Source organism: Mucilaginibacter endophyticus (assembly GCF_003351025.1).
Lineage (GTDB): Bacteria > Bacteroidota > Bacteroidia > Sphingobacteriales > Sphingobacteriaceae > Mucilaginibacter > Mucilaginibacter endophyticus.
This window is the reverse complement of the sequence record NZ_QPCG01000011.1, coordinates 1-22,479: the sequence shown is the minus strand read 5'-3', so window position 1 is coordinate 22,479 and position 22,479 is coordinate 1. Positions and strand designations below refer to the sequence as shown.

Sequence of the window (22,479 nt, the reverse complement as noted above, 5' to 3'; positions counted from 1 at the left end):
CTATTTTTATTACTTAGCTAAACCATATGACTAATATAGAAGACATCATACAATCCGGCTATTTAGAAGCCTATGTTCTGGGTGCATTAGATAATAATGAACTAAAAATCTTGTCAGCCTGGCTTAATTTTCCTGAGATACAAGCATACATATCCGAGCTTCAAAATCTGCTAGAACATTACGCCAATGAAAATCAACTGTCGCCATCAGATGAAGTTTGTAAAACCATTCTAAATATTAGCTGCGGATGCGTTTGCGAGGAGTATTCTGGTTCTTAAGTTTATGCCCGCAACCCTGTTCGCTGTCAATAGTTTTATTATCCTCACCCGGTGTTTCTTAAGCATCTCCCCGGTCAATATTCCCTTATCCAACAGCCATACTATCAATATCATTACCAGCCTCAGTTACCGAATCGGTTTCGAAATTTCCTTCTTTAATGTCCGGTGCTTTTTCTTCTTAGGGCAATTTGTTTGTTGACTCGTTCATCATTTTTTTCTGAGTAAGGTATTGGAGGAATAATTTGTTTGCGTGCAGGTTTGCAGCCAACATTGGAAAAACCCTTCAATTTCTGATTAATGAAGGAATTTAAAAATATTTTTGTCTAATGTCTTCACCAATTAGACGCTTAAATCTGATAAGAGAACCTATTCATTCTTTTTAATGATTTGCAAATTGGACACCACCTCACGGCCAAGCCAAAAATTATGCTTCTGTGGCAAATCTGATATGTCCGGGATGATCAGGATTCCAAGACCCCAAGTTTTCAAGTTGTTCTTTCATGGCTGCCACAAAAAAATTCCGGGGCGTTCGCTGTCTGCGCTCCAACTGGTGACAGGCGTAATTTGATTAGATTTAAAACTTTAAAATACAATTCTGATGACCACAACAAATGAATACGAGTTACTGTCCATAGAATAACAATTACTGATCAGTGAAATCGAAGTATTGAGAGCAAGGCTTCTGAGTTGTGAACAAAATCTTGCGGACATAAGAAAAAAGCTGTCCTCCATCCCCCCCTGAATTGATCGTTGCGGAATAGCCGTCGCTCAAAAAATCTACCCCGCAGATCCAGGACCGTGAATTTGTGTGCATCCCAGACGATGTACCTGAGATAATGGTTCAATTGCTACTTTCCTTTTTTTGGATTAGCCGGTAGGTGATCGTTGCAAAAACCGCGAAAACGATATGTGCCGGAATGCGTTGCAGGTAATAATGGTCATATTTCATCCGGGGAGGAAATGGATGAGCTTTGAAGGTCCCTTTCCAGATCAGCAACCCGGCTATGCCACTGACTGCACCAAGAATAATGCCGTTCCTGATCGTATGCCTGATTTTGCCGGTTTCCCATAACTCGACATACACCGCTGCGAAAACTACTCCCATGGCATAATGCGCTCCCCAGCCTGCCAGCTGCCTCGCTTTTTTTGAGAGCGCAGGCGCGAGCCGACCGATCAAAGTAGCCAGGTGCCCGGGCTCCTTAAAGTTTTCATTAAATATCAAAGACATCATTGCGCTGGACAGCGTCATGATATTTGTTCCCATGAAGCCGCAGAGCAGCGTTTTTTCCGTTTGGTTCATGCCTGTTTAATGGTTTGATCATGAAAGGCTGCTCAAGCATGCCCAGGGATGATATTTTTTAATTCGGCGACATCGGTTTTGTGCTTTTTAGCTTTTGCGTTACGACGATCAAGATATTCTTGGCTGGCTGGCAGATTTACTATTATCGCTGCATTTTTTTGATGGAAGTAATACCAGATGGCTATTCCTGCGGCAGTCGCCGTGAATAAGACGGCAGGCAGGACGAGTCCATTTTTGGGGTGTTTGAATATATTTTTCATAAAGCTTTTTTTAGGTATAACAGATTCCGGACCTCAAGGTTGATTGTGTAAGAAAAGAAAAAATCAGGTCAGTACGAGTGCATTTTTGCCCTTGCCTGGTAATGCCTTTCGTAACGCTTGCGACATTACGATATCTTCCGGATCACCATGGCCAGAATCTCCATTGGCATTTTAAACAAGTCGACCTCCAGTTCTAATTCTTTAGTTTCGCTTCGATCTGGTCAGCCAGTAAATGAAGCAACTCATCTACTAAGCCTGCCGTATTCTTGCATACCTGAAGATCATCCTGAGCGTCCGGTTCAAAGCTGGCAACCAATTTCTCATCCTCATAAACGCGGTAACGGCAGCGGTTTTCATCATGATGGGGGTATTCCCCTACCTCACAGTGATACAATTTCCAACCTAAAGTAATGCTGATGAGATAATTAGCCAAAGATATATAAACCAATAGCCCGGCTGCTCAGCCGGGCTATCTGCAAGGGTTGATACATTAGACTACAGTGGTATCCCTTCTGAGGAATCCCAGGATCAACGAAATAATTGCAATAACCAACAATACGTGGATCAGCCCGCCGGCTGCATAAGCGAATGTTCCGATAGCCCATCCTATAACCAGGATAACTGCTATGATGTACAAAAGTGATCTCATTTTATTTTTTTTAGGTAAATGATCATCTCATCGTGCAAAGGCTGTTCCAAAAATCCTCACAGGTTGTAAAAAAAGTCAATTGAGCTGCGCGATTGGCACAATATTCGGTCCACCGATCTTATAATTTACCATCATGGCCCCATTATTCCTGACATTACATACCAACCGTAAAGTGATGGTGCTCCCGGATACCCTGGCTCATTTGAATGGCCATACCGTGATCACCAAAAGCTACACTATTTTCAGAGACCCTGGATTTGCTACCCCAAAACAGCTAAAATCCCGGCAGAACGAAGAATTACTGGAAGTAGTTAATGATCCCGATTATCTCGGAACATTGAAATTTGAGTTGCCTGACAAATTATTCAGCTATGCTTCCGGAGCCGCGGGGCTGGACGCCGAAGAGGTAAACGAATTGATCGAACTGTTAAGCGGGATACGAAATAACCCGGCAGCCTGGTAACGCATATTGATTATGCTCAAATTAAAGTCTCGACAGTATTTTACTGATAAATTGAGTGAAACTAATGGTTTAAGAAAGCATAACGGATAGTGCAGTGAGTGATCATTTCCGCGCATAAACCCACTAATTCTCTGACAAGTTCACGTTTAATGTTATTTTTACAGCGCACGTTACGCTGACCGGTTTGGCTGTATTTGACCTGCTGAATATCGGGTCGCGAAAGCACTTCCTCTCCTTTGGGATGCCAGCTCTTATTAACCTCAGCTAAGTGCTGGTTATGTGTTAAAAATATAATCTCTGCCTCCAGTTACTGTTTGACAGGCGTAGCAAGCTGGTCATCCAGTTTCTGTAACAGCCTGTGCCAGTCTTCCGGCCAGCCTTCATAGAAAATGACTGGAGCAAAGGATATATTAACTTCGTAACCTGCATTAAGAAATCTTTCATCACAGCGATCCGCTCACACACGGTGTGGTGCGTACATCAACCAGTTTCGGCATCTGGTGTGGCATAAGACTGAAACCAATGCGCGTTTTGCGCTGCGGATCATAATTCAGCAATTCACGGTTTACGAATTTGTTAGCGAAAGTAAGCTTGGCTTTATCGAGCCGCCGGAACAAATGAACCAGGTCTTTAACATTATCACAGATGGTGGCGTCTGCCGAACAATCCCCGTTTTCAACGATTTCGTAAACCTAAAATTCCGGGTCTGTCAGGGCAGGAAGCAGCTTCCTGTCCTGACGGGCTGCATGTCGCTCCGGGTATCCCATGATCTTTTCAATATTTATGAATAGGGTCATGGGGACGCGTAGCCTTTCCGCCGCGGTACATAACAATACGAACACGACATTGTGCCACCATTAGACTGGGGAGGCGCGACCCAGTGCGGGCTTCACGTATTGGGTCTGGCGCTGAGCACATGTTTACTGCCGAGGATCAGTGTCTAATTTTTGTTGTACAAGCAGTCTTCGACTTGACCGGCAAACCCGAACAGCTCAGGAATCTCGTTGTGGGTTCGAACCTCGATCAGTTTAGCGCCGGGATATTTGGCCAGGATCTCCCGCCCCCGTGCGTTTGGGCGATATGGTTTATCGGTCATGATAAAGTTGCGCAGAATTACACCGTTTTGTATATGGATGACCAACAACCTCCCCGCGTATATGAAGTGAGTGTTGAAAACGATATTTGGAAGCTATGGCGTAATGTGTCCAAATTTAGGCAACGCTTTACAGCTGAAGTCAACCATGATCAAGACATCATATCGGAAAATTGAGAGAAGTCGACAGATGGTAAAAACTGGGCGCATTACTTTAAACTCTTTTATAAAAAAGCCGAATAGCAGCAAAAAACTTCTCCTGTAAAGCCTGCACTATTCATCGGGATGCTAGGCATATTGTGCCGGTTCGACGGTCCGAAGCCTTTTGGCTGCTCATCGGCCACTGAAGCCGTGGCCTGCATCTGCTCTTCGAAACGCGCTTTGAGCTTCACGCGCGCCTCGATGATCAGTTCCAGTTTTTTTGGGTTCTCCCATACCCCCTAGTTAAGCATTTAATGCTTCCGCCAGTAACCGGTAGGATTTTAATCTAGCCTGCTGATCGTAGAGATGCGATGTGGCCATTAATTCATTGATGCCCGTGCGGCTGATAAAATCATTTAATTGCGCCTGAACCGTTTCTTTGCTGCCAAAGAAGGAATAAGCCAGCATCTGCATGGCCGCTTCGCGTTCGGCAGCGCTCCAGATGCCGTCCATGCTTTCCACCGGCGGCGGTAAAGGTTGCCTCCTGCCGGTGACGATGCCCTTGAACAATTGTTGCAGGGAAGTGGCCAGGTTATGCGCTTCTGCGTCCGTGTCAGCCGCTACTACGTTGACGCAGGCGATGACGTAGGGTTCGGATAAGTGCCGGGAGGGCTTAAATGTCTTCCTGTAAAGTTCCATGGCTTGTAAAAACTGGGCCGGTGCAAAATGGCTGGCGAAAGCATAAGGCAGGCCTTTGGCGGCCGCCAGCCTGGCGCTGTCCAGGCTGGAACCAAGTATCCAGATGGGTATATCCAAGCCTTCTCCGGGAACCGCGCTCACTCCATTCGGATGATCGCCCGCAAAGTAATGCTGCAAAGATGCCACATCATGCGGAAAATGAAAGGCTGCATTCATATTTTCACCACGGATGGCCAATGCCGTTGCCTGGTCGCTGCCCGGGGCCCGGCCCAAACCGAGGTCGATGCGGCCGGGATAAAGCGTTTCCAGCGTACCGAACTGCTCGGCCACTACCAGCGGTGAATGGTTGGGCAGCATGATGCCGCCCGAACCGACCCGGATCGTAGATGTCTTGCCGGCGATATGCCCGATCAGCAAACTGGTGGCCGAACTGGCGACGCTCACCATGTTATGGTGCTCGGCAAACCAGTAACGCGTATAGCCCAAAGCTTCTGCCTGTTGCGCGTTGGCCACACTATAATTAAAACTGTCCGCGATGGTATGTCCCTGGATGACTGTCGCCAGGTCGAGAACTGAATATTTGATGTTCATTTGATTATTTATTGGAGGATCAATTGGCCCAGCGCCTCTTTGGTAAAGGTGCGCAAATCATCATTGCGGCCGTCACGGATCTTTTGTACCCAGAAAGGATCGGCAAGGATCGGGCGGCCAACAGCGATCAGGTCAAATTCGTCCTTGTCCATCCGGCGTACCAATTCATCCAGTGAACTTGGCTCGGAGCTTTGCCCTGCGAAAGCGCTAAAGAAATCACCCGAAAGACCTACAGAGCCTACGCTGATGGTCGCTTTGCCGCTGATCTTTTTGGCCCAGCCAGCAAAGTTAAGGTCGGAGCCTTCAAATTCCGGCTCCCAGAAACGGCGCTGCGAACAGTGAAAAATATCGATACCCGCTTCGATCAAGGGTGTCAGCCAGGCTTCCAGTTCCTGCGGTGTTTTGGCCAGTTTGTTATCATATGCAGTGGGTTTGAACTGTGACAGACGGATGATCAACGGAAAAACCTCGCCAACCTGTTTCCGGACCTCTTTGATCACTTCCGCGCCAAAACGGGTGCGTTCTGCCAGGCTTTTACCCCCATAAACGTCGGTGCGCTCATTGGTGCCTTCCCAAAAAAACTGGTCGATCAGGTAACCGTGAGCACCATGGAGTTCCAGGGTATCAAAGCCAAGGCGTTTGGCTTCTGCTGCCGCGCGGCCAAATGCGGCAATTGTATCGGCGATATCGGCATCGTTCATCGTATTGCCGTTCTTAAAGCCAGGGCTATTCAAGCCAGACGGACCTTCAAAAGGTGTAGGTGGCAGCCAGCCCGAATGGTGGTTATGCGAAACGCCCTGGTGCCAGATCTGCGGGCCCATACGGCCGCCAGCGGCGTGTACGCCCTCGATCACCTTTTGCCAGCCTGCCAATGCGGCATCACCATAAAAATGCGGGATGTTGGGATCGGCGGAAGATGCCGGGCGGTCAATCACCGTGCCTTCGGAAAGGATCAGGCCTACATCGCCTTCGGCCCGTTTGCTATAATAAGCGGCTACTGCTTCGGTAGGTACGCCATTTGGCGAGAAAGAGCGCGTCATCGGCGCCATCACGATTCGGTTCTTTAAATTCAATGTTTTCAGGGCGAAAGGCCTGAATAAGCTGTCAGTATTCATCAGTAAATGTTTGTATTAAACGTTAGACAGGATCAGTTGGGAAAGTTTTTCGAAAGCAGCTTCGTTCCTTTTGTAATAGGTCCACTGCCCTTTACGCTTCGATTCCACCAGACCCGCACGCTGCAGCAGCGCCAGGTATTCAGAAACGGTGGACTGCGTCAGCCCGGATTTTTGCTGGATCTGCCCGACGCAGACGCCGTCTTGAAAATTGGTATGTTCCAGTTGTCCGGGAAAGTTCAGCTCGGGTTCTTTCAGCCAGGCCAGTATCTGCAGCCGGGTCTTGTTGGAGAGCGCTTTGAATATTTCTACCTGATCCATGCAGCAAAGATATATCGGAATTTTCCGATATACCAATTTAACTTAAGAGATGACTTTTCGCTGATCTATCGTAAATAACCGGCCGCAACTATGAACTATTGCTGAACCCCGGCTGGGTAGCCCACAAATTGGGTAAAAAGGGCGATCTCGAAATTATTAGGGAACAATGATTTCTGATTCAGTAACGATCTTTTTCGCAGATTACTGATTTGTTAATCCGTTTCAACGCTCAAATAATTGCCTGATGGCATCATCTTCATTAACGATAGTACTGAAAATGACATTATCCGGCACATCGGATACGGTTCGATTAGCCGTTGCACATCCCGGTGGCAAGCTCCGGTCGTTAAGCGATATGCAATAAAGCAAGAGATGTTTGGTTTTACAAAAATACCAAGGCCTGTCAGCTCCGGTCCAGATGATCACGCTGATAGGTTCGCTGCTGATGGGCCTCGTCCAATTGCTGCAATAAAGCTTTGCGTTCCGGTGTCAGTTCCGGCCCCGGCAGAAATTCTCCCGGCGCGACCGGCGTGCCGATCGCTTCAAATACTTTTTCCAGTCCGGCCGGCATGACCGTACAAAGTCAACGGGCAAGGGCCGTCGAATTATTTTGAAAACAATGAATGGCCCCGCCGAAGGGAATGACTACGAAACCACCCTGTTGTACCATTTGCTGCCCGGCTTCCGTTTTAAAGGTGACTTCGCCTTCCAGCACATAAAAGGTCTCCTTTGTCAGCGGATGGCTGTGCGGCGGCGGCCCGCCGCCCGGCGGCACCAGCATTTCGATCACGGCGTAGGTGCCACCGGTATTCTTACCGGAAACGACCACCCGGTAATTTCCGCCGGCCACACCCAAGTGCCTGCCATCCTCCTTACGCAATATATGAACTGTATTTTCCATCGTATTTAATGCAATTGGTTCCCACTGTACATACCTCCCTTATAAACAGGAGCCTGCTCATCGGTCAGGAAGAGGACCAGCTCCGCACCGGCAGTTGTCTCCACCCCGAAGACTTCATTCCGGAAGATCAGCCCTTCTTGTTTCAGCAGCGGCAGATCGCCATGAAGGGTGAGACCGCCCTGATAAATATACAAAAGACCGGTCAGACCGGGTACAGGAATCTCCGGTAATTTAGCAGACGTTCCGGCAGCCAGCCGGATATCATAGATCCAGGTCCGGCTGCTGAACTGAAAAACGGCATCTGCATCCGGTGAGGCCAGCAAGCGCCATTCCTGATCACTGTATAAATTCTCCAGGTCATGAAAGATGACCTGCGGCTTCAGATCCTTTTCGCCCGGCCGGATAAAGATCTGTAGTCCCTCATGCGGCTCGGTCGTACCATCAATATCCTCTTCATGCTGAAAGAACGTTCCGGCTTTCATCAGCATCATACGCCCGCAGCTCAGTGTCTCCTCGAAACCTTGGCTGTCGCGGTGTTGTACGCTGCCGGACCTGAAATAAGAAAGAATCTCATCATTCACATGGGGATGCATGGCGATATGGTGCCGGCCCCGGAAGGTCGCATAATCGATACGTCCGATACTTCCCAGCCCCGTATCCCCTTCCCCTAAGCCCAAACCTGGGTATAGTACCCTGATCAGTCCATTACCGCGAAAGGTATCACTGTTTATTTTCTGTAACATAAGCATTGTCTTTAAAACCGCGCCGGTCTGCCGGCGCGGTCATGATCAATTATTTAAATAAAATGGAATAGATCTCATCGATAACGATCGGTTTGGCGATCTCGCCTTCCGGTGAGGCCCAGCTGCCGATCAGTTCAGAAAAGAACTGGCTGATGGTGGTCGTGCGGACGCCTTGTGCTTCCCAGGTACTCCGGGCTACGTCTTCAGCGATCTGCGTCGGTGAGCCACCACCGTCAATAACAACCTGAACGTCAAAGCCTTCTTCCCGCATGTCGATCGCCGGCCAGACGATACAAACGTCATTGGTCAGACCAGCCATCACCATGTTCTTACGGCCACCAGCCGCTTTTAGTACCGCTGACTTAAACTCTTGATCATCCCAGGCATTGGTAATGCCTTGACGCTTTACACGGTCAGCGTACTCCTGAGGTAATATTTCCTGTAGGTCTTTGATCAGCGGCCCCTGCTGCATATTTTCCTGGCTGGTGGTCAGTACGACCGGGATGTTCAGGCCTTTGGCCAGCAGCGCCAGTGCGCGGGCACGAGAGATGATCACCTCTTGCGGGCGGTTGGCTGAAAAATTAATGGTTCCTTGTTGGTGGTCGATCAGTAAAATGACAGTGTCATCGATCTTGAACTTTTTCATTTGCTTTGTATTTTTTTATGTTTACAAAGCAAAAGTACCGGGAAGGACCGGCCACGGACGATGACCTTTGTCACGAACGCATGTTGACAAAAGTCACGGTGATCCTTAACGCAGCGAGCGTGATCGGGCCCGGCTCAGCGTTTCGCGGGCAATGCCCAGGTAAGAGGCGATCTGGTGAGCTGGAAAACGCTGCACGATCTCGGGATAGAGCTGTTCAAAATGTTCATAGCGTTTGATGGCCGGCAGGCTGATGGTATCATCCAGCCGTTTTTGCGAGGCGATATGATTATTCTCGCTCATCTGCCAGAACATCCCTTTTATCGCGGGTATTTCCAGTAGCTTATCCAGTTTTTCCCGCGGCATCAGGAGGAGCTCTGTATCTTCCCAGGCCTCAATGAAATACTTCGACGGAATACGGTTCATGTAGCTGTCACGATCCGTGATCCACCAGTTTTCTATGGCCAATTGCAGGATGTGCTCATTGCCCTGCTCATCTATACTGAACTGCCGGGTAGCGCCACGAACAATAAAGCCCGTATACGTGCATACCTTCCCTTCCTCCAGAAAAAGTTGTTTACGGCGAAGGCGTTTGTGCAGCATTATCCCCCGGATCATTTCCCTTTCCGCTTCCGACAATCGTTGCTTGCCATAACGTTGTATGTATTCAAAAAGCAGCTCGAACATAATCCAAAAATAACATTTTGGATCATAGATCGTATACTGGACATTGCGTCAGGTAGTTGATCCAAAAATTAGTAATATTCAGAATTTTCTTGTGTTTTCTCTCGCCGGCGTGTTACTACCTGACGTTATGGCTGTATTATCTGAAAATTCCCTTAATATACCGACTGTCCACCTGACTGTCGAATTGGTACTCATTGCATGGACACCGCTATGCAGTGCGATGATATATCTTACAAAAGAAATCGGAATTCACCTGGAAATGAAACCTCGTTTTCCTAAAAAAACCTCTGAGACATTTGATGTAATGCGTTGCCTCGTTTAGCACATCGGGGAGTATAGGCATAAGATAAGCACATTCATGCTCTTTGCAGGTTATGACGTAACAAAAGTTGTGGCCCTTGGCCGGGAATAAATGCCAAGTACCGGACCTTTTTTCCATTACGATCCGTACCTCAAACAGGAACATCAATTTTTTTAGCAACTGATCTGGATTTTAATCCAGCATGGTAAATTAACGCGGGGGCTGGGATTTGGTTTTCCCCAGCGCTCGGATAAAGTAACATTAAAGATTATAATTGGAAGAAATTTTTAAGATGGCTAAATCTTACCTTGTGTCAGAAATGATATAGCTACGCATATCCAATGGTTAAGGAACAACGCTAAACCGAAGTAATGTATTTAGCCGCAATCAGCAGCATTAGTGTCCTGTCAGCCTTGGCTTCATCATAGTTTTCCTGGATGAGTTGTTTAATCTGGTTGTTTTTCAGTTTAACTGCAGCTATTCGTAGAATCTGAAATGAGGCCATTTCCATGCTTTCGATATTGTGCAGATAAAACAGTATGGACATATCTCTGAGCTCATGTTTCTTTTCATGCAGTTTAATATCCTCAAACGCGTCATCGACCAAACCGGCTAATCCGCTAAAATTTCCGGGATCGATGTTGCTGTCCAGCAAAGCGAATATCATTTCCATCCGCGCCATTTGTTTTTCCACATCCTCAATTGTTTCTATTATGGCATGTCGAAGATCCCTAAAATGCGCTTCATTGGCAATCTGCGGTAGCTTCGAAACCAAATGAGCCTTGGCAGCGTAAATTTTATTAAGGTGACTGATAAAAAACGACTTCAGTTCTTGTTTTGCCAGACTGATTTTTTGAGCAGATCCGCCGGGTTGTTTTTCCATGATAGCTGTTTAATCTTTCTGCTAAGATAGGTATTGTTTAACATGCATCAATAATTCATAGATGTCAAATGGTTTTCTTACAAATGAATTAGCGCCACAACCAACTGCTATCAGGTCAAGGTCGGTTTCGGCTGAAACCAGCATCACAGGCAGATTAGCGGTCAGGTAATTAGATTTGATCTCACGGCAAATTTCCGCCCCCGTTTTCTCGGACCCAACAATATTCACATCCAGCAAAATAAGGTCCGGGTGAATCACCACGATGTTGTGGGCAGCCTCGCCTGTATTGGACAATATGACATCGTATCCGCAATCCTGGAATACAATGTTCAATATTTCAAGGATATCCTCGTTGTCGTCAATTACCATTATTCTTTTAGACATATGATGCGTTTATTCAGAAAAGTATATCAAAAGCGTATCCAAAGGCTCAGAAAAAAACTAAAATAATTTACGAAGCCGATTTAAGGAAAATACAATTGCTTTTACCTATAGTAAGATAGCAAAGTGTTCCACATTCGATACACGCTGTTTTATTAAATGGATTTTTTGATCAGATTGGCTGTAAATGTTTTGTATATTCTAAAAATATGTTCTTTATATAAAACCCGTGTTATATTTTGTCAAGCCTAAACCCTTTTCGCCAACTATGCTCGTTCCTAAAAGCTTTCTCAACTGGCTTCACATTCTTGCTTAACACCGGGCGATGCTGCGGCAACTACTTCCTCCAAGCTCTCAGTGTTTACAAAGCTATCAGGTAAAAATAAGATCAACAGTAAAAAATGTTTGTGCAAATGCAATTTAAAACCTTTCTGAATTAGTACAAAAATACACCATTATTCAAAATATAGTATATTATTGAATTATATTTGATTCAACAATTCAAATTAACCTGTTTCCTTAAATACCTAATGTTAAAGCCAAATCATATCGATCATACTATTCCTGGTAAAAAATTTGCTGTCGCTGTGATAGGTTCCGGATATGCCGGCCTAAGTGCGGCCGCCTATTTAGCCAAAGCAGGGCACCGTGTCAATATTTATGAAAAAAACATTGACATAGGAGGCCGCTCCCGTCAAATGGTTGAGGAAGGTTACACTTTTGATATGGGGCCGAGCTGGTACTGGATGCCGGAAGTGTTTGAGGACTTTTTCAATCATTTCGGTTATAAAGCGTCCGATTTTTACGAATTGAAACAACTTGATCCCGGGTTCACTATTGTATTCGGAAAAAGCGATGTCTTAAACGTACCTGCGGACTACGCTGCTTTAGAATCGCTTTTTGAATCGATAGAGCCTGGAAGCGCCATACAGCTTAAACTTTTCTTAGAAGAAGCCGCCTATAAATATCGCACCGGGATGAATAAATTGGTTCACAAACCAGGGCTTTCTTTATTAGAGTTTGCCGATTGGGATCTAATCAAAGGGGCTTTAAAACTGCAGGTTTTTACTTCATTTAGTAAGCATGTCAGGCGATTTTTTAAAGATCCTCGTTTAATTACATTAATGGAATTTCCGGTGCTTTTCCTCGGCGCAATGCCACAAGATACGCCCGCTTTATACAGTTTAATGAATTATGCCGGATTAAAACTTGGTACATGGTATCCTGAAGGCGGTTTTGGCAAAGTTATCGAAGCTATGCAAAAAGTATGCGAAGCACAGGGAGTAGTTTTTCATACCAACTCACCGATAAGCCATTTACAGGTTGCAAATGGAAAGATCGAAAAGGTTGGCACCAAATATGGCGAAGATTATTACGATGGCGTCATTGCATCGGCAGATTATCATCATGTGGAGCAACAACTACTTGATGAAGAATACAGGAACTATAGTGCAGACTATTGGCAAAAAAGGGTAATGGCTCCTTCGAGCCTGATCTTTTATTTGGGGGTAAACCTCAAAATAGAAAAGCTGAAACACCACACTTTGTTTTTTGATGCAGATTTAAAGTTGCATGCAACAGAGATTTACAAAGATCCAAAATGGCCGACAAAGCCGCTTTTTTATGTTTGCTGCCCTTCAAAATCAGATGACAGCGTAGCCCCGGATGGACATGAAAATTTATTTATCCTGATTCCGCTGGCACCGGGTATACAAGATACCGAGGCGTTAAGAGCGGAATATTTTGAATTGATTATGGAACGGCTGGAAGCTTATACCGGAGTGTTCATCAGAAGCGCGATTGACTATAAGAAAAGCTACTGTGTGAATGACTTCAAAACAGATTATAATTCATTTAAAGGGAACGCTTATGGCCTGGCCAACACGCTAATGCAAACCGCTCATCTTAAACCTTCCATCAAAAATAAAAAGGTAAAAAACCTCTTTTACACCGGGCAACTTACCGTCCCGGGGCCGGGGGTGCCACCTTCAATTATTTCAGGTAAGGTTTCCGCTAAATTGCTTATTCAATATCTCGACAATAAATGAAAGAACGATTTGATACCTTATCTGCTACGTGCAGCAGGGAAACAACCCGGCTTTATAGTACCAGCTTTTCCCTGGGGATATTATTTTTTAACAAGGAAGTACGTAATCCTATACATGCTATTTACGGCTTTGTGAGATTAGCCGATGAGATTGTAGATAGTTTCCATGATTACCCGAAATCACTTATGCTTGCCGAATTGAAGGCGGATACCTTTACGGCTATAGAGCGCGGCATAAGTATCAACCCGGTAATTAATTCATTTCAACAGGTAGTAAACCAGTACAAAATTGAACATCACCTCATTACGCAGTTTTTAAACAGTATGGAAATGGACCTTGGTGAACAATTGTATGATGCAGAGAAATACGATCAGTATATCATGGGTTCTGCCCAGGTAGTGGGGCTGATGTGCCTGCACGTATTCACCAACGGTAATAAAGACGAATTTGAGCGCTTGAGAATGCCTGCGATGAAATTGGGGTCGGCTTTTCAAAAAGTGAATTTTCTCAGGGATGTAAGCGCCGACTATCAGCAACTGAATCGCACCTACTTTCCGAATGTTAACCTGTCTGCCTTCTCAGATGAGAATAAGCGTACAATAGAACAGGATATTCTTTCAGAATTTAACGAAGCCCTGGAAGGGATCAGGGAATTGCCGCGTTCATGCCGCAAGGGTGTTTATCTGGCTTACGTTTATTATAAAAAACTATTCGGGAAGATAGCGAAGGTATCGGCCGAAAAAGTAATGTTGGAAAGGATACGGGTATCAAACGGGCACAAGTTTTATTTAATGTTCGATTCATTGGTAAGGTACAAGTTGAATGTGCTTTAATGTTTGATGAAATATCTGGTAAACTAAATAAATAAAAATTGGAAGATAACATAATTATAGTTGATGCAGCCGGTAACGCTATTGGTGAAATAGATAAGATGGATGCTCATATATCAGGAACGCTGCACCGCGCCTTCTCCGTTTTTGTATTCAACAGCAAAGGCCAGTTGCTGCTTCAGCGAAGGGATTTGGATAAATACCATTCAGGCGGGCTTTGGACTAACACGTGCTGTAGTCATCCGCGTGCAGGCGAAACTACACAGAATGCCGCTCATAGACGTTTGCAGGAAGAAATGGGAATGGATTGTGAACTGACAGAGTTATTTCAGTTCAGCTATCGTCATGAATTTGCGAACGGCTTAATCGAAAATGAATACGATCATGTTTTTATGGGCATCAGCGATGAGTTGCCGTTGCCAAATCCTGCGGAAGTGGCCGGCTTTAGGTATATAGATACCGATTTGTTAATTGTTGAATTATTGGAACAGCCTGAACAATATACAGCCTGGTTTAAAATATGCCTGGAACAAGTATTGGAAATCTACCGTCAAATTATTTAAAATGAATTTGCTCATTAACATTGCTATTGTAATAACTGCATTTTCAGGAATGGAAGGTGTGGCGTGGTTAACCCACAAATATATGATGCATGGTATTTTCTGGCCGCTGCACCGCGATCACCACCTGAAAGAACATGATGGCTTTCTGGAACGTAACGACTTGTTCTTCCTGATCTTCGCGCTTCCCGGCATGGCTTGCCTTGCGGCAGGAGCGCTGTATCATTTGCCGGTATGCACTTGCATCGGCACAGGCATAACGCTTTATGGCGCTTGTTACTTTGTTGTACACGACCTGTTTATCCATCAGCGGATAAAAGTGCTGCGTAATTCAGAGAACCGTTACCTGAAAGCCATCCGCCGGGCGCACAAAATGCACCATAAGCATACGGGTAAATATGACGGCGAAAGCTTCGGTATGTTATGGGTATCCTGGAAATATTTCCGTAATACTTCAAAAAACAACCCGGCATGAGATTTACATATCTGTTAATCAATCTTTTTTCGGTGCTGGTGCCCTTTCTTTTTTCATTTCATCCCAGCCTGAAGTTTTATAGAAACTGGCGTTCACTTTTTCCGGCAATGTTCATAACAGGAGGAATATTTATTGCCTGGGATATGTATTTCACTCACTTAAAAATATGGGGCTTTAATCCTGTTTACCTCACAGGCATCTACATCGGCAACTTGCCTGTTGAAGAAGTGTTGTTCTTTTTTTTTATCCCTTACTCATGTGTGTTCACTTATGCTTGTTTAAATGTAATGATCAAAAAAAAGATATCTGCCCGTTACCAGATTATCATTAGCTCATTACTAATAGCCCTTTCTTTATTTATGGCAATCTGGTTTCATAAACAACATTACACGTGTTACACTTTCGCTGCTTTAACTATCTTACTTTTTACCGCACAGTTTATTTTAAAAGTAAACTGGCTGTCAATGTTTTATAATGCTTACTTGCTGTTGTTACTACCTTTTCTCATTGTGAATGGTTTGCTGACTGGCACCGGCCTGGAAAACCCGGTAGTTTGGTACAACCCGGCGCATATTACAGGCTTACGTATTTTGACCATTCCCGTTGAGGATATTTTTTATGGCATGGATTTGATCTTACTAAATGTAATGATCTATTCAGGTTTAAGCGCGAGGTTTTACCCTTGGTTTAAAAATCAGAGAAAGGCGATAAATAGCAAAAGCTCTTTAACTTATGTTAAAACAATTTCATGCTAAAAAACGAAATACCGAATGACTTAACTTTAGCGCGGGTGGTAACAGATCTGGAGCAGGATCATTATCATGCTGCCTTCGACACCCCACTCCGTCCTGACGCTTTTGAACTGGACGATGATACCAAAATGGAACTGATTGCCAAACATTTTACAGCGATCATGGAAACTTTGGGAATGGATATGGAAGATGACAGTTTGAAAGATACGCCTAAGCGGGTGGCTAAAATGTACGTGAAGGAGATCTTCAGCGGCTTGAACCCTGCTCATAAACCCAAACCCACTTTATTCAAAAATCCATTCAACTATAACCAGATGTTGGTGGAACGGAATATCGCTGTATTTAGCAATTGTGAGCACCACTTTGTACCTATTGTGGGTAAAGCCCACGTTGCCTATATCAGTAACGGGCAGGTGATCGGTTTATCAAAGCTGAACAGAATTGTTCAGTACTGTTCGCAAAGGCCGCAAGTGCAGGAAAGGCTCACCATGCAAATAGCCAATATGCTCAAAGAAGCATTGGGCACCAAAGATGTCGCGGTTATCATAGATGCGCACCACCATTGCGTATCCAGTCGTGGTATAAGAGACGCCGGCAGCACCACGATTACCGCTGAATATAGCGGACAGTTTTTAAATATGGAAACTAAGAATGAATTTTTAAAGTATATCGGATCATGAATTTCAACGGAAAAAATATCCTGGTAGTCGGTGGAAGTTCCGGCATTGGCCTGTCGCTGATTAAATTGCTTCATCAGCAGCAAGCAAATATTTATACGATATCAAGATCGGCATCAGCCGAGTGGCCGGAAGAGGTACATTTTTTAAAAGCCGACGTTTTAGAAAATTTGGAGGCGGTAGAAATGTTCCTTCCAGGGCAATTGCATGGCCTGGTTTATTCTGTTGGCAGCATCACGCTGAAACCGTTCAGCAGGTTAACTGATGACGACTTTTTGAAGGATTTCCAGCTGAATGTTTTAGGTGCAGCACGTATGATCCGGCAAGCTATTAAACCTATAAAAAATGCCGCCGGTTCATCTATCGTGTTGATCAGTTCTGTCGCCGCCAAAACAGGCATGCCTTACCATGCCAGTATCGCAGCGGCAAAAGGTGCGGTTGAAGGTGTGGCCCTGTCTTTGGCAGCCGAGCTTGCCGCCCAGCATGTCCGGGTTAACGTGGTTGCACCGTCGTTAACAGATACGCCACTCGCTCAAACCTTGTTGAGCACAGCTGAAAAACGGGAAGCCTCAGCTAAACGCCATCCTTTAGGAAAGATAGGACAACCCGAAGATAGCAGCCGGCTGATCGCCTTTTTATTATCGGATGATGCCAGCTGGATGACCGGGCAGGTTATCGGCATGGATGGTGGTTTAGGTAAATTAAAAACAAGTTAAGATGCAGGATATAAAAAGCGAACAGATCTTTCAGATGGAGAAGCAATACCGGACAAGCCTGATCAATAGTTTGATAGGCTACCGGGCTTTGAATCTTTTGGGCACTACCGGTAACGATGGTATCACCAACCTGTGTATCATCAGTTCTGTTTTCCATTTGGGTGCCAACCCGCCGCTTATCGGAATGGTGATCCGGCCTGAACGTGAGCACAATGATACGCTGCGTAATATCAGATCAACAGGACAATACACCCTCAATAACGTGCTGCCCGAATGGTATATACAGGCACATCAAACCAGTGCAAGTTATCCTTCGGGCGTTTCTGAGTTTGATGCCTGCCATTTCAAAAAGCATTATTTGAATGGCTTTAAAGCGCCTTTTGTTGCAGCATCCAACATACGCATAGGGCTGGAACTGCGTGAGATGATTGATATGGAGGTTAACGGAACAACCATTGTAATTGGTGAAATAGTTCATATCCTGACAGAAGACGGATTGATCGGGCCGGATGGAACAGCTGATCACGGCAAAGCAAGAACCATGACCGTGGCCGGTTTGGATACTTATTATCTTGCGCAACCCGTTGGGCAACTCGCCTATGCCAAGCCCGGTGTTGAACCCCATCTATTAAATACATATGTCAACTTCAATACGTAAGTGATGAAAAAAGACGCGGAAGTGATTATTATAGGCGCGGGCATTGCCGGTTTAACTGCCGCCAAATTATTAAAGGCTGCCGGCAAATCGGTTTTGGTTTTGGAGGCCTCCGATGGCGTAGGTGGCAGAGTGCGAACAGATGAGGTAGACGGCTACCTGCTCGACCGGGGTTTCCAGGTTTTTTTAACAGCTTATCCCGAAGCCCAAAAAATATTAGATTACAAGGCCCTGGAATTATGCAAATTTGATTCCGGCGCAATTATTTTGAACAGGGAGGGCACCACTACTTTGGGAGATCCGGCCAGGCAGCCAGGTTCGATAGTGAGTACTTTGCTGTCTCCAGCGGCGAAATTTGCCGATAAATTACGCATGCTACGGTTAAAACTAAAATTGGCTGGTAAAAGTATAGATGAGATATTTTCAGAACCGGAGATCACTACTACAGAATACCTGAAAAAAGAAGGTTTTAGCGGAACGGTCATGGACCAGTTTTTCCGGCCCTTTATGACCGGGATATTTCTCGAAGGCAGGCTAAGTACTTCCAGCAGAATGTTTGAGTTTGTTTTCAAAATGTTTAGCGAAGGAAATGCTGCGGTCCCAGCCAAAGGAATGGGCATGATACCTAAACAACTTGCCGGATGCCTTTCTTCACAGGAACTGCTGTTTCATCAAAATGTATCCGCTGTTAATAGGGGCTCGGTAACAACAACGGATGGGGTTAGGTATCAGGCTAACTTTGTTTTGATCGCTACCGATCCTTTGCGTTCCCCCATACGTAATAGAAATTCGAAAATTGAACACCACTCTGTTAGCAATATGTATTTCACCGCTAAAAAAAGACCGTTTGAAAAGCCTCTTATAGCTTTAAATACGTTACCGGGAAAAATCGTAAATAACATAGCGGTAATGGATCGTATTTCCACCCGGTATTCTGAAAACGGTGATACTTTAATTTCACTGTCGCTGATCGAGGATCATTCTAAAGCCAACCAAAACGAACTCCAGGAAAATGTAGTTAACGAATTGAAATTCTGGTATCCCGAAGCCGTCAGCTGGAAGCATTTAAGAACCTACCATATTGATTATGCGCTGCCCAATGACGACCACATAATTAATGAACCTGATTATACAACCATGTCGGTAAATGCCCAATGCTTCACCTGTGGTGATTATTTGATGAATGGCTCGATCAATGCGGCTATGAAAAGTGGCAGGCTGGCTGCAGAGGCCATGATAAATACCATGTGTTAATGAGGAATCATAATTCATATAGCAATGAACTTTTAGACCGTAAACGACTGTTGGGCGACGCGCAGGCGGATGAGTTTATACGTTATATTTTTAGGGATCCGGCGAAAAAAAAGCAATTACAGGACTGGATGGGTGGCGCTTCTGGTACTCTCCACTTGAATTTAATACAAGATACCTTTCCGGGTTTTTCCTTTATTGATAAAGCTACGGAACTGCCCACATGGGCACAGCCACGGCTGATGAAAACCGGCGCTGTTTTCTTTGCCCGGCATTCTGAGATCATTTTGAGTTTGCTCGGGTTGCTATCATTGCCCTATTGTTATAATGCCGCCAATGGCGCAATGGTGTTATACTTGTCCGAGCTAATCCGAAAGCAAACTACCAAAAGGCTTTTTGATACCGCTGTTTTTGTTTGGGAAGTAATGGGGCCGGATGCTTTCAGTAAGGACGGAATCGCTTTCGAGGAAATTTTAAAAGTGCGGATCATGCATGCGGCCGTTCGTTACTACACCCTGCAAAGCGGCAAATGGAAGGATAACTGGGGATTTCCCATCAACCAGGAAGACATGGCCGGAACAAACCTGTCATTTTCGCTGATCGTAATTCGCGGGTTGCGAATGCTCGGTTACAGCGTTAGCGAGGAAGATCAGGCAGCATTTATGCATATCTGGGCAGTGGTAGGTTACTTATCGGGCTTAGATGAAGATCTGATCCCGGAAAATTCTAAAAAGGCGCAGCAACTTGATAATATTATTAAACGAAGGCAATTCACTGTTTCTGCGCATGGACAGGAACTAACCAGATCGCTAACCGCTCATATTCTTTCGGTGAATAAAAGTAAGGCGACTGCCAACGATATCCTGGGCTTAATGCGTTACCTGCTTGGAAAAGAAATGGCTGATATGCTGGCGATTAATGCTCCTGAATTGCCCGCTTATAAATTGAGGCTGATCAGAATACTGAACCTGCTGAGAAGCTTTAAGCCGCAGGGAGATGCTAAGCAAAATTACCTTGCAGCTTATGCAGCATTCAAAAACCAAAACCCGGAACTCAGTAAAAGGAACTAAATTTGAAAATTGTCTGGCTGCTCAATTTTATAAAAACATGAAATCATACCAACTTATTCACCAACTGATCGATCTTGTAGCCGAACTGGAAAAAGAAAACCAGGGACGGGAAGCGTCTTTACAGGATTTTACAGGTTTTCTGTTGAATAAAGTTGGTGAGCCTGCCGATAATAATCATAGTACTGAAGTTAGATTTGGCGACAATGACAGCACCGCTTTGAATATTGCCTATCAGCTCGATAATAATATCGGCCGCTTGTTTGTTTTTATGAGCCGCTACGCGAAATCTTATATAAAAAAAGCACTGGAAGGCACACCACTGCAAACCGCCGAGGATTTTACGGCATTAGCGATATTGTTAACCCACCAATTTCTGTCAAAAAGTGAATTGATCAGCCATAATTTACAGGAAAAAGCATCTGGTACAGAAGTTATCAGACGTCTCGTTGCCTCCGGCCTGGTGAAACAGTGGGACGATGAAAAGGACAAAAGAAGCAAGCTAATCGCGATAACCGAAAAGGGCAGGTCTTTACTGTTCGAGATCTTTGAGCACACCAGCTATGTGGGTACGATCATCACCGGCAAATTAACCCTTGCTGAGAAACTCACATTACAGTATTTGTTGCAAAAGCTCGAAAACTTTCATTTGGAACATTACCAAAGAAAAACAATAATTAATAAAGAAGACCTCAAAAAGGTTGCTGCGGAGGTTGGTGCCATATCATGAAAGAGCAAAGCACCTTTACTTCAATAACAGTGCAACAATCATACATTTGTGTCCTCATGGAAAATTAAAGTGCAGACCCGGCGGTCCGAGCGTATCGGCGGATTATTTCAGATCACTTTTTATTTCGTCCAGCTTCCGTTTTCCGAAGAGGAAAACCTGGGCCCCGAATGAGAGACCGAAAAGGCTTTGGTAGCCGGCGTTGCCGAATCCGCCAACTCCATTATAATTGACTATCTTTTCGAGCCCGATGTTCAGCAGCGGTTCCCGGGAATAAGTATCGTAATGTATGTTTGCGAACAGACTATTAAAAACTACCGAGGAATGCTTTGAAAGCGAGCCGGGAAAAAGGTTCAACTTTTAGCTTACTTTGCCTAAGTATGAAAAGAGCCCCAATGACTAACAAAATGATACTGATCTATGATGATGACGGATTACTGGATACGCTTGAGCTCATCCGCTCAGAAAAACGGTTTTGAAACAAACCTCTAAAAAGAGCCTCCAGCTCTATGAGATTACTGACAAGCGGCATCCAACGCCAATACTTCTTGATTTATAGATGTCTATATGGTGACCAGGTACAACGCGCATAGCATAAAAATCGGAAACGAACGGACCGCCCGTGCTTGTGATCTCTGCAAGCAGGGAGAGAAAAAGGAACGCACTGAAGCGGGAGCCCATGACTTCATCCGCTAAGCCATTCGATACGCACATGTTAAAAATATCAATATTTACCACGTAATTTCTGCACGCAATTAGCTTTAATACAATAGGGCAGTCTTAGAGTTCTCGCTAATATATCCGCCGTCCGTCGCTCAAAAGAGTATAGCGACGAATTAAAATGCCTTAAACCCTTTAGTCCTTGAATTGCAGACTTAGTGCAAATGCTGATCCTTTCCTCCAATTACACCTGATCGTCAATCTTTACGACCTTAAAAAATGGATACAATCACAGAAGGTACTCATAAGCTTAAATTATTCTTATCCTGAATGTGAAGACATCTGGTAAAAGGTATGCATATTGATGACCATTGACAGGTTTCATCTTATTTATAACTATGAATCCTTGTTTCTTAAAGCTTTAAAAAAAAGAGCTTGAACTCCCTTTTAACGATCTCGACAATTCAAGGTATAAGTAGCGCTTTAGCCGACTAATAGCGTTTCATTGTCTGCCTCTTCGTCAAATGCTTTCATCGTCTTATAATTGATAATATCTATGACTTGCATGTCAAATATGTGTGCTATATGTGTAACCCTCCCTTAGTTCGGACTGGT

27 protein-coding genes are annotated in these 22,479 nt (G+C 44.8%); 13 read left to right on the top strand and 14 right to left on the bottom strand.

The features are described from left to right. The first annotated feature begins 26 nt into the window (after window positions 1–26). A complete protein-coding gene (locus tag DUL71_RS29140) occupies window positions 27–278 on the top strand; it encodes a hypothetical protein (RefSeq protein ID WP_114941346.1) in 252 nt (83 codons plus the stop codon). Between the two features lie 841 nt (window positions 279–1,119). Here the strand turns inward: DUL71_RS29140 and DUL71_RS29135 are convergent. From DUL71_RS29135 to DUL71_RS29120, 4 genes are all read right to left on the bottom strand, one after another. Next, window positions 1,120–1,578, bottom strand: coding sequence for a hypothetical protein (locus DUL71_RS29135; protein ID WP_114941345.1), 459 nt, complete (start codon window positions 1,576–1,578; stop codon window positions 1,120–1,122). A gap of 32 nt (window positions 1,579–1,610) precedes the next feature. Continuing rightward, complete coding sequence (locus tag DUL71_RS29130) at window positions 1,611–1,838, bottom strand: hypothetical protein (RefSeq protein WP_114941344.1); 228 nt, start codon at window positions 1,836–1,838, stop codon at window positions 1,611–1,613. A 193-nt stretch (window positions 1,839–2,031) separates the two neighbouring features. Further along, complete coding sequence (locus DUL71_RS29125) at window positions 2,032–2,271, bottom strand: hypothetical protein (protein ID WP_114941343.1); 240 nt, start codon at window positions 2,269–2,271, stop codon at window positions 2,032–2,034. A gap of 57 nt (window positions 2,272–2,328) precedes the next feature. Further along, the gene (locus DUL71_RS29120; protein ID WP_114941342.1) at window positions 2,329–2,487 is read right to left on the bottom strand and encodes a lmo0937 family membrane protein; all 159 of its coding nucleotides are present in this window, start codon (window positions 2,485–2,487) and stop codon (window positions 2,329–2,331) included. Between the two features lie 133 nt (window positions 2,488–2,620). Here DUL71_RS29120 and DUL71_RS29115 point away from each other — a divergent pair, with 133 nt between their 5' ends. Continuing rightward, the gene (locus tag DUL71_RS29115) at window positions 2,621–2,950 is read left to right on the top strand and encodes a hypothetical protein (protein ID WP_114941341.1); all 330 of its coding nucleotides are present in this window, start codon (window positions 2,621–2,623) and stop codon (window positions 2,948–2,950) included. Window positions 2,951–4,487: 1,537 nt separating this feature from the next. On the opposite strand, the gene DUL71_RS29105 is transcribed toward DUL71_RS29115, so the two are convergent. The 10 genes from DUL71_RS29105 to DUL71_RS29060 all read right to left on the bottom strand — a co-directional run bounded on the left by DUL71_RS29105 (window position 4,488) and on the right by DUL71_RS29060 (window position 11,449). Further along, window positions 4,488–5,474, bottom strand: coding sequence for an LLM class flavin-dependent oxidoreductase (locus DUL71_RS29105; RefSeq protein ID WP_114941339.1), 987 nt, complete (start codon window positions 5,472–5,474; stop codon window positions 4,488–4,490). An 8-nt stretch (window positions 5,475–5,482) separates the two neighbouring features. Next, window positions 5,483–6,589: an NADH:flavin oxidoreductase gene (locus DUL71_RS29100; protein WP_114941338.1), complete on the bottom strand. Its 1,107-nt coding sequence runs from the start codon at window positions 6,587–6,589 to the stop codon at window positions 5,483–5,485. Between the two features lie 15 nt (window positions 6,590–6,604). Further along, window positions 6,605–6,907 carry an ArsR/SmtB family transcription factor gene (locus tag DUL71_RS29095; RefSeq protein ID WP_114941337.1) on the bottom strand — a complete coding sequence of 101 codons (303 nt, stop codon included), beginning with the start codon at window positions 6,905–6,907 and terminating at the stop codon, window positions 6,605–6,607. Window positions 6,908–7,310: 403 nt separating this feature from the next. After that, window positions 7,311–7,478 (bottom strand): hypothetical protein, encoded by a 168-nt coding sequence (locus DUL71_RS32465; protein ID WP_208645686.1) that lies wholly within the window; start codon window positions 7,476–7,478, stop codon window positions 7,311–7,313. A 12-nt stretch (window positions 7,479–7,490) separates the two neighbouring features. Further along, window positions 7,491–7,808 (bottom strand): cupin domain-containing protein, encoded by a 318-nt coding sequence (locus DUL71_RS32460; protein WP_208645685.1) that lies wholly within the window; start codon window positions 7,806–7,808, stop codon window positions 7,491–7,493. Window positions 7,809–7,813: 5 nt separating this feature from the next. Beyond that, a complete protein-coding gene (locus DUL71_RS29085) occupies window positions 7,814–8,551 on the bottom strand; it encodes a pirin family protein (protein WP_114941478.1) in 738 nt (245 codons plus the stop codon). Between the two features lie 49 nt (window positions 8,552–8,600). Further along, complete coding sequence (locus tag DUL71_RS29080; protein WP_114941336.1) at window positions 8,601–9,197, bottom strand: isochorismatase family protein; 597 nt, start codon at window positions 9,195–9,197, stop codon at window positions 8,601–8,603. Between the two features lie 105 nt (window positions 9,198–9,302). Beyond that, window positions 9,303–9,881, bottom strand: a complete 579-nt coding sequence (locus tag DUL71_RS29075) for a Crp/Fnr family transcriptional regulator (RefSeq protein ID WP_114941335.1) — start codon at window positions 9,879–9,881, stop codon at window positions 9,303–9,305. Window positions 9,882–10,540: 659 nt separating this feature from the next. After that, window positions 10,541–11,065 carry a DUF892 family protein gene (locus DUL71_RS29065; protein WP_114941333.1) on the bottom strand — a complete coding sequence of 175 codons (525 nt, stop codon included), beginning with the start codon at window positions 11,063–11,065 and terminating at the stop codon, window positions 10,541–10,543. Window positions 11,066–11,086: 21 nt separating this feature from the next. Beyond that, window positions 11,087–11,449: a response regulator gene (locus DUL71_RS29060; RefSeq protein ID WP_114941332.1), complete on the bottom strand. Its 363-nt coding sequence runs from the start codon at window positions 11,447–11,449 to the stop codon at window positions 11,087–11,089. 527 nt (window positions 11,450–11,976) lie between these two features. On the opposite strand from DUL71_RS29060, the gene DUL71_RS29055 reads away from it, so the two are divergent. The 11 genes from DUL71_RS29055 to DUL71_RS29005 are packed head-to-tail and all read left to right on the top strand — an operon-like array spanning window position 11,977 to window position 21,207. Continuing rightward, on the top strand, window positions 11,977–13,494 hold the full coding sequence (locus DUL71_RS29055; RefSeq protein WP_114941331.1) for a phytoene desaturase family protein: 1,518 nt from the start codon (window positions 11,977–11,979) through the stop codon (window positions 13,492–13,494). Beyond that, the gene (locus tag DUL71_RS29050) at window positions 13,491–14,327 is read left to right on the top strand and encodes a phytoene/squalene synthase family protein (protein WP_114941330.1); all 837 of its coding nucleotides are present in this window, start codon (window positions 13,491–13,493) and stop codon (window positions 14,325–14,327) included. Before DUL71_RS29055 ends, DUL71_RS29050 begins: the two co-directional genes overlap by 4 nt. Window positions 14,328–14,365: 38 nt before the next feature. Beyond that, complete coding sequence (gene idi, locus DUL71_RS29045; RefSeq protein ID WP_154402507.1) at window positions 14,366–14,887, top strand: isopentenyl-diphosphate Delta-isomerase; 522 nt, start codon at window positions 14,366–14,368, stop codon at window positions 14,885–14,887. A gap of 1 nt (window position 14,888) precedes the next feature. Next, on the top strand, window positions 14,889–15,359 hold the full coding sequence (locus DUL71_RS29040) for a sterol desaturase family protein (RefSeq protein WP_091221236.1): 471 nt from the start codon (window positions 14,889–14,891) through the stop codon (window positions 15,357–15,359). Continuing rightward, complete coding sequence (locus tag DUL71_RS29035; RefSeq protein ID WP_114941329.1) at window positions 15,356–16,114, top strand: lycopene cyclase domain-containing protein; 759 nt, start codon at window positions 15,356–15,358, stop codon at window positions 16,112–16,114. The genes DUL71_RS29040 and DUL71_RS29035 overlap by 4 nt, the downstream gene beginning before the upstream one ends. After that, window positions 16,108–16,791: a GTP cyclohydrolase I FolE gene (folE, locus tag DUL71_RS29030; RefSeq protein ID WP_114941328.1), complete on the top strand. Its 684-nt coding sequence runs from the start codon at window positions 16,108–16,110 to the stop codon at window positions 16,789–16,791. The genes DUL71_RS29035 and folE overlap by 7 nt, the downstream gene beginning before the upstream one ends. Beyond that, entirely contained in the window at window positions 16,788–17,504 is a 717-nt protein-coding gene (locus tag DUL71_RS29025; protein WP_114941327.1) for an SDR family NAD(P)-dependent oxidoreductase, read from the top strand. The genes folE and DUL71_RS29025 overlap by 4 nt, the downstream gene beginning before the upstream one ends. A gap of 1 nt (window position 17,505) precedes the next feature. Next, window positions 17,506–18,162 (top strand): flavin reductase family protein, encoded by a 657-nt coding sequence (locus DUL71_RS29020; RefSeq protein ID WP_114941326.1) that lies wholly within the window; start codon window positions 17,506–17,508, stop codon window positions 18,160–18,162. 3 nt (window positions 18,163–18,165) lie between these two features. After that, window positions 18,166–19,413 (top strand): NAD(P)/FAD-dependent oxidoreductase, encoded by a 1,248-nt coding sequence (locus tag DUL71_RS29015; RefSeq protein ID WP_114941325.1) that lies wholly within the window; start codon window positions 18,166–18,168, stop codon window positions 19,411–19,413. Then, the gene (locus DUL71_RS29010; protein ID WP_114941324.1) at window positions 19,413–20,480 is read left to right on the top strand and encodes an oxygenase MpaB family protein; all 1,068 of its coding nucleotides are present in this window, start codon (window positions 19,413–19,415) and stop codon (window positions 20,478–20,480) included. Before DUL71_RS29015 ends, DUL71_RS29010 begins: the two co-directional genes overlap by 1 nt. Window positions 20,481–20,517: 37 nt before the next feature. Beyond that, the gene (locus DUL71_RS29005; protein ID WP_161964537.1) at window positions 20,518–21,207 is read left to right on the top strand and encodes a MarR family winged helix-turn-helix transcriptional regulator; all 690 of its coding nucleotides are present in this window, start codon (window positions 20,518–20,520) and stop codon (window positions 21,205–21,207) included. The last annotated feature ends 1,272 nt before the right edge of the window (window positions 21,208–22,479 follow it).